This window comes from Mesotoga sp. BH458_6_3_2_1 (genome assembly GCF_003664995.1).
Classification (GTDB): Bacteria; Thermotogota; Thermotogae; order Petrotogales; family Kosmotogaceae; genus Mesotoga.
This window is the reverse complement of the sequence record NZ_JFHL01000007.1, coordinates 41029-54854: the sequence shown is the minus strand read 5'-3', so window position 1 is coordinate 54854 and position 13826 is coordinate 41029. Positions and strand designations below refer to the sequence as shown.

At 45.1% G+C, this 13826-nt stretch carries 15 protein-coding genes; 12 read left to right on the top strand and 3 right to left on the bottom strand.

Annotated elements, in window-relative coordinates; translation table 11 throughout:
• The first annotated feature begins 88 nt into the window (after positions 1–88).
• Complete coding sequence (locus tag Y697_RS05385; protein WP_183083720.1) at positions 89–460, top strand: four helix bundle protein; 372 nt, start codon at positions 89–91, stop codon at positions 458–460.
• Between the two features lie 68 nt (positions 461–528).
• On the opposite strand, the gene Y697_RS05380 is transcribed toward Y697_RS05385, so the two are convergent.
• The gene (locus Y697_RS05380) at positions 529–738 is read right to left on the bottom strand and encodes a DUF2922 family protein (RefSeq protein ID WP_006487518.1); all 210 of its coding nucleotides are present in this window, start codon (positions 736–738) and stop codon (positions 529–531) included.
• A gap of 146 nt (positions 739–884) precedes the next feature.
• The gene (locus Y697_RS05375) at positions 885–1121 is read right to left on the bottom strand and encodes a DUF1659 domain-containing protein (protein ID WP_121550653.1); all 237 of its coding nucleotides are present in this window, start codon (positions 1119–1121) and stop codon (positions 885–887) included.
• A gap of 791 nt (positions 1122–1912) precedes the next feature.
• Between Y697_RS05375 and Y697_RS05370 the strand changes: the two genes are divergently transcribed.
• Complete coding sequence (locus Y697_RS05370; protein WP_121550652.1) at positions 1913–2224, top strand: helix-turn-helix transcriptional regulator; 312 nt, start codon at positions 1913–1915, stop codon at positions 2222–2224.
• Positions 2225–2288: 64 nt separating this feature from the next.
• Positions 2289–3719: a PD-(D/E)XK nuclease family protein gene (locus Y697_RS05365; protein ID WP_121550651.1), complete on the top strand. Its 1431-nt coding sequence runs from the start codon at positions 2289–2291 to the stop codon at positions 3717–3719.
• A 140-nt stretch (positions 3720–3859) separates the two neighbouring features.
• Here Y697_RS05365 and Y697_RS05360 read toward each other — a convergent pair whose 3' ends face one another.
• Complete coding sequence (locus tag Y697_RS05360; RefSeq protein ID WP_121550650.1) at positions 3860–4240, bottom strand: four helix bundle protein; 381 nt, start codon at positions 4238–4240, stop codon at positions 3860–3862.
• A 158-nt stretch (positions 4241–4398) separates the two neighbouring features.
• On the opposite strand from Y697_RS05360, the gene Y697_RS05355 reads away from it, so the two are divergent.
• The 9 genes from Y697_RS05355 to Y697_RS05315 all read left to right on the top strand — a co-directional run bounded on the left by Y697_RS05355 (position 4399) and on the right by Y697_RS05315 (position 13616).
• The gene (locus tag Y697_RS05355) at positions 4399–5502 is read left to right on the top strand and encodes a hypothetical protein (RefSeq protein WP_121550649.1); all 1104 of its coding nucleotides are present in this window, start codon (positions 4399–4401) and stop codon (positions 5500–5502) included.
• Entirely contained in the window at positions 5480–6016 is a 537-nt protein-coding gene (locus Y697_RS05350) for a hypothetical protein (protein ID WP_121550648.1), read from the top strand. Before Y697_RS05355 ends, Y697_RS05350 begins: the two co-directional genes overlap by 23 nt.
• An 83-nt stretch (positions 6017–6099) precedes the next feature.
• Entirely contained in the window at positions 6100–6465 is a 366-nt protein-coding gene (locus Y697_RS05345; RefSeq protein ID WP_121550647.1) for a four helix bundle protein, read from the top strand.
• Positions 6466–6550: 85 nt separating this feature from the next.
• A complete protein-coding gene (locus Y697_RS05340) occupies positions 6551–7594 on the top strand; it encodes a helix-turn-helix transcriptional regulator (RefSeq protein ID WP_121550646.1) in 1044 nt (347 codons plus the stop codon).
• A 45-nt stretch (positions 7595–7639) separates the two neighbouring features.
• A complete protein-coding gene (locus Y697_RS05335; protein WP_121550645.1) occupies positions 7640–8392 on the top strand; it encodes a hypothetical protein in 753 nt (250 codons plus the stop codon).
• 224 nt (positions 8393–8616) lie between these two features.
• Entirely contained in the window at positions 8617–9366 is a 750-nt protein-coding gene (locus Y697_RS05330; RefSeq protein WP_121550644.1) for a DnaB-like helicase C-terminal domain-containing protein, read from the top strand.
• Between the two features lie 506 nt (positions 9367–9872).
• Positions 9873–11339 carry a lipopolysaccharide biosynthesis protein gene (locus Y697_RS05325; RefSeq protein WP_121550643.1) on the top strand — a complete coding sequence of 489 codons (1467 nt, stop codon included), beginning with the start codon at positions 9873–9875 and terminating at the stop codon, positions 11337–11339.
• A 447-nt stretch (positions 11340–11786) separates the two neighbouring features.
• On the top strand, positions 11787–12896 hold the full coding sequence (locus Y697_RS05320) for a deoxyguanosinetriphosphate triphosphohydrolase family protein (protein ID WP_121550642.1): 1110 nt from the start codon (positions 11787–11789) through the stop codon (positions 12894–12896).
• Between the two features lie 33 nt (positions 12897–12929).
• A complete protein-coding gene (locus tag Y697_RS05315) occupies positions 12930–13616 on the top strand; it encodes a hypothetical protein (protein WP_121550641.1) in 687 nt (228 codons plus the stop codon).
• Positions 13617–13826 lie beyond the last annotated feature (210 nt).

Here is a 13826-nt window from a genome sequence, read left to right as displayed (position 1 = left end):
TGGGCAGATCTTTTTTGACCATACAACCCTGGTTGGCTGAACACAGGAAATCTGATAGAATTTCTTCTGATCTTTTATTCAAGGAGGTATGAACTTGTTCGGCAGATTCAGAGAACTCGATTTGTGGAAGTGTTCTATGGAACTTGTAGTTGAAGTCTATACGCTGACTAGAAAGCTCCCAGAACACGAGAGATTCGGTCTTGTTTCACAGATGCAGAGGGCTGCTGTTTCAGTACCATCAAACATTGCAGAGGGATATGGCAGAGAACACACTAAAGAGTTGATCAAGTTTCTTTACGTTTCCCGCGGTTCCCTCATGGAACTTTCCACTCAGATGGAGATAAGCGTGAAACTTGGTTACCTGTCTGAAAGTGATCTCAAACAGTTCGAATCCCTGTCGAACAGAGTCCACAAGCTCTTGAATGGACTTATCTTCTCTTTGAAGAAGACCGTTAAGTAAACAGGACGGGGATTTCTCCCCGATCCTGTTCTTACCAACCTGCTACCTGCCATCCGCTACCACGGGGGTCAGATGAGGTTAAACAACTCGTTCTTCTGGGTGTCGATTACTGCTGCGTAGTCTACCGCATAGCTTGAAGGGATCACCTTCAGAGTTACGAGGTTTCCCATTACAGTCTCGACCTCAGCCTGAGTCAGAGTCTCCTTGGGCTCCTTTATGTAGAAGCCCTTAGACTTCTTCGCGGTTGAATCGTACCATCTAACGCTCAGGTTTCTCATTCGAGTTCCTCCTTTCGAATTGTGCGGGGCTGCGGGTTGGGGGTTGCGGGTAGGTAAACCATTTCAACCCGAACCTCACTGTTTAACCGCTACCCCGGACTATCTGCTCTTACGGACCTGCTACCTGCCATCCGCTACCACGGTTGTCAGTCAATCGGTCCGAGGGTCTGGGTTTCGATCAGTCTAATGTCGGCGATGATGTAATTGGTGAGGCTTGCGATGTTATAGGCAGCATCGTATGCCTCCTGTTCGGTCATTGCCGAATCGACGCTGAGAGTCTGTCTAGAGAGGACTGGCTTGTCGTCCTCAATGACACCGGTATCCCAGGTGATCGAGAGTGACTTCTCAGTACCAACTACCATCACAGTTGTGCCAAGTCCCATAAAAATTCCTCCTTTTCCTGGAGGCCGGGATCATAGGTAAGGGGTTGGGGGTTTGAAAGATCTTACCCACCCGCTACCACGTACCCGCAACCTCCGTTTTCTTCTTCGTGGCCACGTGAAATGAATATATATCACCGGGTCAAAAAACACCAAGCTCAGGTGAAAAACACCTGAGTTTGGCTCTGGAATAACGGCTATGTATAATCAAAATAGAGAAGCAAAGGCTCTTTTATTCCGATTGAAAGCTATCGCATTCATATGTGAGCATTATGAAAAAGCAAAAGAAAAAGACGATTTGAAAAGAAAGAGAACCGGATAAAAAGAATTATTTGAATAATCAAATCTATTTGCCGATAGTTGCAGATAATGAAAAATAGTCGCTCCCGGTTTCTCAAAACTGAAAAGCTCATGAACACTTCTTGACAGCGTTTATGAGGGTGATATAGAATATATACAGCCAGTTTTGATTTACTTACGGAGCCGATGGAGGTTTTTCAAAATATGGAAGTTTTCGGAAAAACTGCTTATATCTTTTGTTCTATCTGTTTAAGGGTTTCTTTCTTCAAGAACTCATCTTCAGGTCTGTCGCCTTAATAAAGGCATGATTATTTTCCGACTGAACGGGAAACATCCCGCACAAGTTTAGTTAAATCTACACAGCGTTCGAACAGCCCGGTTTTGTTCACAAGAATATGAAGTGATGATTTGGAGTATATCCAGGGCTTCAAAGCCGCTGCATTCAGACAATTGAGTTCTGGATAAACTAAATCCATGGAGAAAGGAGGTGATTTATGGGCAACCTGCGCGATGAGAGAATCATGAGAGAACTTAGCCAGAGGGAGCTCGGAGAGGTGATAGGCAAGGACCAGAAGTATATCTCCGAGGTAGAGCTGGGAAGGATAATTCCCGGTTTCAGAAACGCCGATACTCTTGCCCGTTTTCTGGAGGTTCCGGTGGAGAGGATCTTTCCCTGTTTCACAAGGACTTCCAGATTTCCCGGCTACAAGGATCTCATGTATCTCTACAGTCTCGGATATGACATAGGTGTATATGAAGGCGCTATAAGAGAACTAACAACAAAGGAGGCGCAAAATGATGGATGAAAACAGGGTTATCAAGAGGCAACCGCAGAGAAAGACAAACAAGGAAACCGGGAGGTGATCTGCCATGAATCCGGCAGTAAAAAACGAGAACGGATCCCCTGCCAGAGACCCGCTCTCAACACAAAAAGCAAACGTGGAACATCTAAATATTATCACTTCCAGAAAGTTGGTTGGTAATCCCGCTTACTCTTTGTGTAAAAGTGATATTACTTCGGAAGGAAAATCAGTTTCAACAGAGTGCGGATCGAGAAGAACCGGCTCTGCATTCTGTGCGGAATCGGCTTCCAAATTGCAAAGCGGAGAACGACTGACGGAGAACCGCCAACCGTTCCCACTATCGTATTCAAGACTCAAGTCCTTCGTCGAATGTCCTCACAGGTTCTATCTACGATATTTCGAAGGACTGCCCGAAGCGCAGGGAGAGGGAAGAAAACACAACGGCCTTATCTTGAGGGCCTTGTTCAATTCCTATCTAGGTAATTCTCCTACTCCTCTCCTCTTTGGAGAGAATCTTAAGAGGGATCTCATCCAGATAGAGTTTGGAGTTCAATTCCTCAAGAGCAAAGATGTTATAGCTCTCAATATTCCTTTCGCATTGGATAGATTCTCGAATCCAATTCCCTTCGACGAACCGGAAGTGGTTTTTAGGGGAAGAGCGCAGTGTCTTTACACTGCGCCGGGGTCGGGGATAAGTGGTAGCGGGTTCGTAAAATCAAAATCAAATTCAAATGGAGAATATGATGATAAGTCAGCGTCTTCCGATGTCCGTCCGTTCGCCGAAGAAGCTGTAAAGAGTCTTGAATCTGCTTTTCTTGGTCTCTCGGAGGACGGAGGACCGGGGACGGTTAACCAGCCCCTCGTTTTGTGCCACTTCAAGGCAGGATTTGGTGATCCCGATTGGGAGAGGCTCTTTATCTACGCCTGGGCTCTCTCAAGACAGGGTTATGAGATAGGAAGGATAGAGTGGGTATCTCTTTCTGCCGGAGCCGCGATTTCTAAAGAGGTTACAAAGGAAAACCTCGAAGAGGCCGGAATCAATCTCTACGCCTGGATAAGCCAGATCCTTCAGAGCGATTTTTCACCCGAAGCGGGAGACCATTGTTCTTACTGCCTTTATCATTCCTTCTGTCCCTTAATGGAGAAGCTTGGAGAGGATCTCATGATTACCGACAGTGATTCTCTAAAGAACACCCTTCAGAAGACAGTCGCCTTTCAGGAAGGGGCGAAGAAGATGAAGAAGCTCGCAGATGAGTTCATAGACAGAGAAGGTATAGGAAAGGTCGAGCTTCAGGGCTACGAGTACGCGAGCGACGAGGCTCCGACTCAGATAAGGCTTCTGGATAGAGAGGCGGCGTTGGATACCGTCGTAGGCCTCCCAGATCCATTCAAATTCATCACATTCAGAAACCTCTCCGAACTGATCGACTATCTTCCCGAAGAAGCATATGAGAAGAAAGAAAAACTGAAGCCGGTGAGGAGATTTAGAAAGGCCTGACGGCGTGGTTGCAGGTAGGGGGTAGCAGGTACGTAAGGTCTCTTCCTACCTTCTGATTCAGCAGCTGGCAACGAAGTTTATTGCCTGGTAGCAGGTTCGTAAGATCTTGACGTACCCCGATCCAGGAAAAGGCAAGCGGTTCACCGTTGACCGTTCTCCGAGGTGGAAGGAGCAAGTGATTTTGAAAGTTTCCAGAGCATGCGGTTAATTCGTTCGGCACTCACTTCGATAGTCTCAAGAGTTTCCTTGTCTATATAGCCAAATTCGAACGAGAGTTCCAGCTGGGAGACTGTTTCATTGAGAGAGCCTCGGGCCATGTAGAGGAAATGAATGAATTCCTTCCTGTACTGGCGACCGGCTCCCTCGGCAATATTGGACATTACGGAAACTGCCGCTCTGCGAAGCTGAGAAACCAATGCGAATTTCTCTTCCTCAGGAAAAGTTGAGGTAGCAGAGTAGATATCCTTTGCTAAATCCTTGCTCAGCTTCCATACCTCGAGATCTTTGAATCTAAAAGCCATCATCACACCTCCCGATGATGATGATAGCAAAGAGAAGGTTCACCGGCAAAACTTGGCCATTTGCTGAGAAGACGTGAAAGCAGCCGCTATGAATGGATCTAGCTCTTCCGGAGAACGGTGAACGCTCAACGAACAACTATTTCAATGGAGGTTTTAGTATGAATTACATAGAACTAATAAACAACTTCTGGATAGCAAATAAGATACACAAGTTCAACTCTCTAGAGACGTCCCTTTACTTCTTCGTTCTTGACTACGCGAACAACGCGAGATGGCCCGAGAGTTTCGTTCTTCCAAACGGGATAGTTCAGAGCATATATGGATGCACAAAGGGACAGCTCTCAAGAGCGAGAAGAAGACTGTGCAAGGCAGGACTGATAACTTATGAATCGGGCGACAGATTCAACCCTGGAAAATACTCGATTTGTGCGTTCCCGATGGATACCCGACACGTACCGGATGCGTCCCCGACGGAAACCCCGACGCGTGCCGAGGATCATATTCCTAAAGCCTCAGCTGAAGAGGAAATGAATACAGTCGACGTAAGTACGGATGATCGCGATGAGAGCCCGACGCATCCCCGATGCGTTCCCGATACGTTCTCGACTGATCCCAATAATATAAACAAAACTAAACTAAAGAAAACAAAAGAAAAAAGTACACAATTACCTAACGGTAATTCGTCAGTGAGACTGACGGGAGAGAGTCCGATTTCCGGTGAATTGTCGACTTTTTCTGGTGTTGAAGAGGAATCAGAAGAAGAAATGGGTCGAGAAGAACAGACGACATTTTATGCGAAAGATGAGTCGGACGATGGAAGCAGAGTTTTCTCTTCTTGCGAAGCCCAAATTGAAGTCGATTCTCCATCTTCCACTTCGGATGAATTTCCGCCGGAGAGGAGATCGGCCGACTTCTGCGTACCTTACGAGAAGATCCGCCAGGCTTTCATCGATCTCTGTCCCTCCCTTCCTGCTCCGAAGGAATCGGCAAAATGGTCGGGTTCGAGAAAGAGGAACGTCCGCGCCCGCTGGAAGGAGTATCCCTCGATCGAGTTCTGGGAAGACTACTTCAACAGTGTGGAGGAATCTGAGTTCCTCTCGGGGAGAGTCACGAGATGGAGGGCAGACTTCGACTGGCTCATGAAGCCCTCTAATTTCGAGAAGGTTCTCGAGGGGAAGTACTCAAACAGGGGCGACAGGATGGCAGATGTCCTGAGGGACTTCGTGGGAGTTGGATTAGATGGACAGAAACACATTCGCTGAGGGATTGGCAGTGCTGATGATGGCCTTCCCCGGATTCACTCTCGACAGACCGGCGGCAGAGCTCTGGTACAAGATGCTCTCCGACATCTCCGATACGGCCTTCTCGGCAGCTGTACACAGATTGGTAATGACGACCCATAGAGCCCCGACGATTGCTGCGATAAGAAAGGCCGCTCTCGATGAGACAAAGAATTCGTTGAGCGCTGAAGACGCCTGGCAGATAGTCATTGAGGACGTGCACAAATACGGAATCTACGATGAGCAATTCTACGACGATCCAAGGCTCGAAAACGCAAAAAGGACAATAGGATGGCAGGAGTTATGCGACATGACGGGTGAATCAAGAAGGGTAGTGAGGGCTCAGTTCATAAGGGCATATGAATCATACGATTTCAAGGAGGATGACAAGGCGCTTAACGGGAAGAAAGAGGAAGTGAACAATGAGCTTCTCTCGAAACTCTTCGGTGGTGTCTTGCCTGGCGAAAGAGCTGCCGAAGGAGCTGTTGAGCGCTGATGAAAACCACCTTATCCGTCAACGGTCCACCGTCCTCGGAGTAAAACAAATTTCAAAAATACTGAGATTTGTGGAGGTATGAAATGTCGTTTGGTTTCAAGAATCTGGAAGTTTGGAAAGTAAGCAAGTCATTCGCGAAGGATGTGTATGAATTGACTTCATCCTTTCCTTCAGATGAGAAGTTTGGTCTTGTCGCTCAGTTAAGGCGGGCTGCGATTTCAGTTATGTCGAACATCGCTGAAGGAGCAGGGAGGAAACACAAGAAGGAGTTTGATCATTTTCTCTATCTTGCGCGCGGTTCGTTGAACGAGACAGTGGCTCAGATGGAGATTTCTTTTGAGTTTGGCTATATGAATCGAGATCAGCTTTATCTAATCGAGAGGAAGGCTGAAAGCATTAATAGAATGCTCTGGAAACTCTCCAAGTCTCTTGAAAAAACGGAGGACTGATGACAGCTGACGGAGGACGACTTTCTTCAAAACTTCAAGCCTGCAGCGGTTCTTATGCTTACAACTGATTTCAAAGGAGGAAAACATGGAAGAATTCGCAAGAAGATTGAAGGAAAGAATGATAGACAAGAATATGACTGAAGCCGAGCTGGCTCAGAAGGTTGAGCTCTGGTCTTCGATACTCACTTCGTACCTGAGGGGAGAAAGGTTCCCGGGGTACTACACCCTGCTAAGGATAGCGGAGGCGCTGGACGTCTCTATCGATTTTCTTCTCGGTTTGAGGGACGACCCCGAGCTCCATCCCGTTGTCGATAAAGGCTCTTCCGCAAAAAAGAAGTCAAGAGAAGAAGACCTCATAAGGATCACAAACAAGTACATAGGAAATATGAAATTCAAAGAGGCTAGAGCCTTCTATTTGGAACTCATGAAAGGCGAAAACAAGCTCTCGGGATATGCCTTGTATGACTCGGCAAGACTGACGGCCTTTTTCGGAGAAAGGGAAAAGGCATTGGAGATGCTGAAAAAATTCTGCGAGAAAAACCCGGATGAAACCTGCGGCTTTTGCTCCATGGCCGACATAGAGAGATCTATGGGAAGACTCCAAGAAGCCTCGGGAGATTACAAATGGGTTCTGAAAATTGATCCGAAGCATTTCTGGGCCACTCTCTGGTTGGGAGAGATGGCCTTCAACGAAGAAAAGCTAACCGAGGCCTACTTCTGGTACGACAAACTCACTAGGGATCATCCTCTAGACCCGACTGGATACTTCCAGTTGAGCAAGGTCCTCTCAAAGATGGAGAGGCCTTCTGCAAGCAGGCAGAACTTCCTCGCCGGAATCATGCTGAACTTCTCCATGGAGATGCCTAAAGTAGCCGACGTAACGACGAAGGTGATATATGGCAACCTTGGGGATTCCTCCAAGACAGAGGATCTGATCGAAGCCGTCGAGTTAATACGAAAGAACGCCGACAGGCTAGAAGCCGAAAGGAAGAATGGACACCACGAAGGAATCTCCTTTGGAGAGATTCTCCATAGGCATAGAGAATCTCTCTCGTCTTCAAATAATCTTACGGATGAAGACTCATTAAATGATGAATTCGAAGAAGAGAGCACCGAGGCTCGGATCTGATCTAAGTGATATTCAAGACTAGAAGGAATAAGAGAGGTGAAAAACATGATGATGATTATGAGACTGAATGAAATAAGAAGGCACCAGTTTCTAGAAGAAACGGAAAAGGCGAAGGAGCTTTATCTCAAGACGATTACGGAAATAGGATTGAAAGAAGATCCGAACTGGGAACTCGAAGAAGAGCCACTGGACGAGTTCAAGTATGACAGCGAATACCTGGTGCTCGGCAGGATAGCCGAAGATTTCGGTGATCTCCATATAGCGAAAAGGCTCTTCGAGGAGTGCTACAGGAGATGGCCCGACGATATGAGAAGCGTGAAGGATCTCGCAAGAGTGTACAGGAAGCTGAACCTTCCGAACAAGAGCGAGATGATGTACAGGCTCGCTCTCTCATACGATAACGATGACCGCAATGCCTTAAGGGAAATGAGTGAGCTTTACCTCGAACTGAACAGACCGCTTGACGCCCTTGCGTGGCTTCAGAGAGCGCTGCTTCTCGATCCTTTCGAGGCGGGGAATTATCTTCTCGTCGCGAAAGCGCTGAAGAAGATAGACAAGCTCGAAGAGAGTATTAAGATGTTTCGCGCTGCGGCTCTTCTGGATGTGCGGCGCTATGAAGCGACTCTGAGAGGAACGATAACAAAGGCTTACGAGGAAGAGATAGGAGATGCCGAGGAGCTGAACGATATCTACGAAGTGAATGAAGAAATCATGGAATGGACGAAGAAATCGATGAAGTATTTCCACAGCAGGAAAGGAGCGAGGGAACAGCAAAATGCCAGGAGATCGGGTGAATGATTAAGGGCTTTAGGGAAAGAAAACACGCTTTTCTAAGAAAAGCTGGATAGAGCAAAGATCCGTTTATCGCTGGGGGTGCGAGGCTGCAGGTTCGTATGATCTTGACCTACCCCAAGAGAGTTAACGGTTCACCGAGAGGGGATAAGAGCGGTCGGGCCATTGATCGCTCTTTCGGAGAACGGCGAACCGTTGACCAACAACTATTTCTAATGGAGGTGAATTAAATGTCTGAATACAGGTGGCCGATAGAGAAACTGAACGATATTCTTCAACCTATGAGAGAAACGGACCTTATCGTAATAGGTTCGAGGCCCTCTCAGGGAAAGACTACGCTAATGCTGAACATGGCATATGAATTCACGAGAAAAGGAATGAGGACTGCCTATGCAACCGTAGACAGAAGTAGGGACAATCTAGAAGAAAGGCTTCTTCAAAGGCATCGTTATTCAAAGGATTCAATGAAGGACGGAGAAGACGAATATTTTGCAATGCGCTCCCGATACAGAGAGAAGTTAAGAAGCATACCCCTCTTCTTCATAGACCTTAGAGAGTGGGGCGAGACTATTGACAAGGTCGCATATGCTATCGACGATCTGAAATGCTTTTTCAGATACAATATCTGCTTTGTCGACTACCTTCAGCTCATTCGTGAGAGAGAAGGCGAACTCAAGTGGTTCAAGGAGTTGGCCACGTTTCTCCAAATGCCGATCGTTATTGCAAGCCAGCTAAAGAGAACGGTAATGAACAATCCAAGAAATCTTCCTCAAGAGAAGGACTTTCACGACGGTGAAGAGATAACAGCCTGCGCGGACACGATAATCATGCTTCATCACGAGCGTTCCTATGACGACAATGCTCCGAAAGAAGAGCTGAGGGTCATAGTCTCTAGAGACAGAGGAAAACCCCTAAACCGAGAAACAGTCCTTCATTTCGACTGGGAAAGGGCGATGCTGACGGAAGAAGAGCAAGAATAGTACCTAGGTAACGGCCTCTTCAGCGATTATCGGTCTTTCCGGGAAAACGGCAATCAACTGCATCATGATATCTTCTTCCAAAGTGAATCATTGATGAGCCATTTTCTCTCTCTTTTCGGCGGACGGTGGACCTTTGACGGTCAACTATGCTTTTGATGCAACTTGGAACTGCACTACTCACACACCCTAACGGCAGGGAGAAAAATTCATCTTCCTGCCATCTTTCTTCTGAAGCTACGGTAAGCTGTCTGAACCGGTAATTCTCTTCATGCACTAACAGATATTATTGTGGATTCTGCCATCTGACGAATATTACATCGTTTAATCACTCTGAAAAGATCTTCTCGGAGCTCCCTTACCTCAATAGTTGGAACTGACCGGCTAATGTCGTAACAATTATGTTCAAGTCAGGATGTATGATTTGTTGTGTTAGGTATAGCTCAATAGTGAACCTATATTCAGTGCTTAAAGCAAAAAACTTACTATCCAGTGAAACGGAGAATTGAATGAATGAGTCATCTAACCTAAGACAAAAGGCTGCATCAGGGCTCTTCTGGAGCTTCTCTGATCTCATAGCAAATCAAGGAATACAATTCATTATACAAGTAATACTTGCTAGGATGCTCCTTCCAGAAGATTTCGGGCTCATAGGGATGATTACGATATTCATATCACTATCAACAACTTTCATAGATAGCGGCTTTAGTCAGGCGTTGATTCGCGAGCAAGACGCTAAGCAAGAGGATTTCTCAACCGTCTTCTATTTCAACCTCGCAATGGCATCTGCTCTTTATTTAGTACTTTTCTTATCAGCACCTGTTATCAGTGATTTTTTCAGAGAACCTAAGCTCATTCAAATACTCAGAGTTTTGTCTCTTGTGCTGATCATTAACTCTTTTGGGATTATTCAGCGAGTTATGCTGGTTAGAAGAATCGATTTCAAGACTCAGACAAAGATTAGTATCGTTGCTTCAGTTGTGTCGGGTGCAGTTGCCGTTGCACTTGCATATTTTGGTTTGGGAGTTTGGAGCTTAGTAATCAGGACATTGACAATGCAATTTCTTGTTGCCCTGCTTCTTTCTATTTCAAACAAATGGAAGCCTTCACTTGTCTTCAGCATGACATCATTCAAGAAGCTATTCAGATTTGGGTCTCGCTTGTTGGCGTCCGGATTGCTGAACACAATATATGTGAATATATACTATGTGATTATCGGGAGATTCTTTTCCGCAACAGAACTAGGTTATTTCACAAACGGAAAGAAGCTCGAGGAAGTCGCTTCACACGCAGTGAGTACATCACTTCAACGCGTTAGCTATCCCGTGTTAAGTAGCATCCAAAAGGACGAGCATCGTCTTCGAAACGGTTTCTCAAAGATAATAAGAACATCCACTTTCATTAACTTTCCATTAATGGTATTTCTGGCAGCGATCGCTGATCCTTTGATTAGTCTCATTTTTGGAGAAAAGTGGCTTCTTTCAATTCCGTACTTCCAGATTCTTTGCTTTGCGGGGATGCTCTTCCCTCTTCACGCTATCAATCTCAACATACTCCAAGTGAAGGGCAGATCCGACCTGTTTCTTAAACTTGAGATAATCAAGAAAGCAAGTACAACTGCCATAATAGTGATTGTCCTCCTCCTGAGACTAGGAATAATCGGGCTGCTGTGGGGATCAGTACTAAGTTCCTATATATCTTATTACATAAATGCAGTTTACTCAAAGAAGCTGATTTCTTACTCAATCAAAGACCAGGTTAAGGACATTCTTCCATCGTACATTCTTTCATTTGTCATGGGAGCGCTTGTATTGATTGTGGGTTTGCTAATGCCAGGTGGAGACCTAGTCAAGTTGATTGTTCAAGTCTTTGTTGGATTTCTTACGTATGTAGGCCTGAGCAAGCTATTCAAAATAGGAGAACTTGGAATAGTAAGAGAACTTCTATTGTCTTTCCTGAAGAAAACGAAGTACTAAAAGCCTCTTCGAAATCTTCTGTTGGATGCTGACAAGCCTTACGCTCTTTCGAACATATTTGGTTGACAGTTAGATGTGTATGAGAGCTTCTTGGTGTTCTTTGGGCACTGGTTCTAGGCTTGAAGACATAGTTCTAAAAGCGTTTCCCAACGCTGAGTACATAGTTGAATCCAAAGCCAAGCTTTCATAATCATCTCAATTCTGAGCTTGTTTTCTGAACAAAGCGTGATAGTGATAGAATTGCTTTGCAATATTCTTTCTTGTTTTGAGCATTTTCTGTTTTAAGGCCGTTGAGGAAACAGAGGTCATGCATCGGTGCGGCAAGTTGTACGTAGTTGTTCTGCTGAGAACAGGACTTTTTCTCGTTAATTGTTTGAGTTTTGATTGGGGAATCATTTCTGAATCTACATAGAGGAGTTGAAAACACAGCACAAAAGGGGGATAAGTATGGCTGGTTTTCGAAATCCTTTGACTGATGATTTCTACAAGACAAGGATTCAGAAGCGCGAAGAAGACATTAGAGGTCCGTATTTCCGGGATCAAACTGCGATTATCCACTGTATGGCCTTCAGAAGAATGAAAAAGAAGACTCAGGTTTTCTTCTCTCCTCAAAACGATCATGTGTGCACTCGAATTGAGCATTCGCTGCATGTATCGACTATAGCTTCAGTAATATGCAAAGCTTTGGGACTTGACGTAGAGATGGCGCAGGCGATCGCGCTTGGCCATGACATTGGCCATGCTCCATTTGGGCATGCGGGAGAGAAGAAACTCAATGAACTAGCGTCCAGTTCTGGGGGTTTCTTTCATGAGGTCCAAAGCCTTAGAGTATTGGATCGGATTGAAAACGATGGCAAGGGCCTCAATCTAACTTATGCTGTCAGAGACGGGATAGTGTCTCATTGCGGGGAAGAAGATGACCGTAGCCTTGCTCCATGTGAAACCCCGAAAGATCTTGATACTATTCAGAAGAAGGGGACAATTCCAACGACCTATGAAGGTTGTGCTGTAAGATTTGCCGACAAGATAGCATACCTAGGGCGCGACATTGAGGACGCAATTACTGCCAATATAGTCAAGATTGAGGATGTCCCAGAGACAATACGTGACGCTCTTGGCGGCAAAAACGGAGAAATAATTGATACTCTCGTGAACGATTTGGTCCATTGGTCATTGAGAAATCAACTAATCGGTTTCTCTGATCAAAAGTTTGATTTGATAACGAAACTGAAGAGATTCAACTATGACAAGATCTATAAGCATGAAGTGTTAGCAAAGTATATTGAATACGTAGAGAGAATAATTGAGACGCTCTTCGAGTATCTTGTACATCATGTTGGCGAGTATCAGATGGCTTTCGAACTGTATAGAGGTGACCATGGAAAGCTCATCAATCGTATTGGTGACTACATTGAAAGAAGGCAAAATGCATATCCATTAGGGCAATTCAGTCCGTTGAGAGTTGTTATTGATTACATAGCGGGTATGACAGATGATTATGCTCTCAAAGCATTTGAAGAAATCACATTGCCCAAGCCGATAGAGTTCGTGAGATGAGGACTCATTAGCAAGAAACCAAAGGAGGAGGAGATGGACAGATGTATCATAGACGATACCTTGATAAATGATCACGCGGAAGGGTTGAAACTAGGATTCATAGTTGCAGCGAAAAACGCGTCTGACAAGGAATTGAAAGAAATGATTCTGTATGTGGATACGAAAGACAATCTTTTCGGAGAGATTGAAAAGCTTCTTGGAGCTTTTGCTGTCAATAAGCTCAGAAAAGTGGGCTATTGTTATATAGACGAGACTGATTTTGTAATACGATTACTTACTCAAAGGACCTTTTCGCTAACGACCATCAACAATTCGGTGCTTGCCGCTTTTACTAGCGAGGAAAGCTTGGCTGTACTCGATGACAAACGCGAATACATATCTTCAGTTGTTGTTGTTCCTTGGACGATCAGCGATGTCAGTTTCTGGAAATACACTTGGGACTACAAATCAATATGCGTTGACGGAACTGAACAGCTTGTGAGCAACTCAATAAATGCTAATCAGGTTCTAATTGATACGATATGTAAAATTACGAAAATAGTAAACGTAGGTGACAATCTATCGAATAAATCAGATGTAGAATTCGCAAAAAGGAAGCTCCAAGAACTCAAAGAACGAAGCATTCCGTTTGATTGTAAGCAAGTTAAAGCACTTGCTCTGAGAAGCGGTTGGAAGACCGCTGGAGCCGTTAAATTGATGAACATTTGCGAAAAGTGCTAGATTTGCTAGATTATCTAAAAGCTTCTGCTTGCGAATCAGTACTAGTCTAAAAGAGCAAAGTATTCAAGCAAGGGAGTACTATTAGGAGGTTGCTGTATGTGCAAAGCGATATTTTTCGTGGACACTTGCTCATGTTTTTCGGGACAGACTCCATTATTTACATTTCGGAAACATAGACATTCGTCAGTCAGAGAGGTCTGCCGTCAACGG

Bases quoted from the DNA above. Each gene is read 5' to 3' on its own strand.
- Y697_RS05365 (WP_121550651.1), top strand. From the start codon at position 2,289: ATGAATCCGGCAGTAAAAAACGAGAACGGATCCCCTGCCAGAGACCCG.
- Y697_RS05370 (WP_121550652.1), top strand. From the start codon at position 1,913: ATGGGCAACCTGCGCGATGAGAGAATCATGAGAGAACTTAGCCAGAGG.
- Y697_RS05375 (WP_121550653.1), bottom strand. From the start codon at position 1,121: ATGGGACTTGGCACAACTGTGATGGTAGTTGGTACTGAGAAGTCACTC.
- Y697_RS05385 (WP_183083720.1), top strand. From the start codon at position 89: ATGAACTTGTTCGGCAGATTCAGAGAACTCGATTTGTGGAAGTGTTCT.
- Y697_RS05380 (WP_006487518.1), bottom strand. From the start codon at position 738: ATGAGAAACCTGAGCGTTAGATGGTACGATTCAACCGCGAAGAAGTCT.
- Y697_RS05315 (WP_121550641.1), top strand. From the start codon at position 12,930: ATGGACAGATGTATCATAGACGATACCTTGATAAATGATCACGCGGAA.
- Y697_RS05330 (WP_121550644.1), top strand. From the start codon at position 8,617: ATGTCTGAATACAGGTGGCCGATAGAGAAACTGAACGATATTCTTCAA.
- Y697_RS05325 (WP_121550643.1), top strand. From the start codon at position 9,873: ATGAATGAGTCATCTAACCTAAGACAAAAGGCTGCATCAGGGCTCTTC.
- Y697_RS05345 (WP_121550647.1), top strand. From the start codon at position 6,100: ATGTCGTTTGGTTTCAAGAATCTGGAAGTTTGGAAAGTAAGCAAGTCA.
- Y697_RS05335 (WP_121550645.1), top strand. From the start codon at position 7,640: ATGATGATGATTATGAGACTGAATGAAATAAGAAGGCACCAGTTTCTA.
- Y697_RS05320 (WP_121550642.1), top strand. From the start codon at position 11,787: ATGGCTGGTTTTCGAAATCCTTTGACTGATGATTTCTACAAGACAAGG.
- Y697_RS05340 (WP_121550646.1), top strand. From the start codon at position 6,551: ATGGAAGAATTCGCAAGAAGATTGAAGGAAAGAATGATAGACAAGAAT.
- Y697_RS05350 (WP_121550648.1), top strand. From the start codon at position 5,480: ATGGACAGAAACACATTCGCTGAGGGATTGGCAGTGCTGATGATGGCC.
- Y697_RS05360 (WP_121550650.1), bottom strand. From the start codon at position 4,240: ATGGCTTTTAGATTCAAAGATCTCGAGGTATGGAAGCTGAGCAAGGAT.
- Y697_RS05355 (WP_121550649.1), top strand. From the start codon at position 4,399: ATGAATTACATAGAACTAATAAACAACTTCTGGATAGCAAATAAGATA.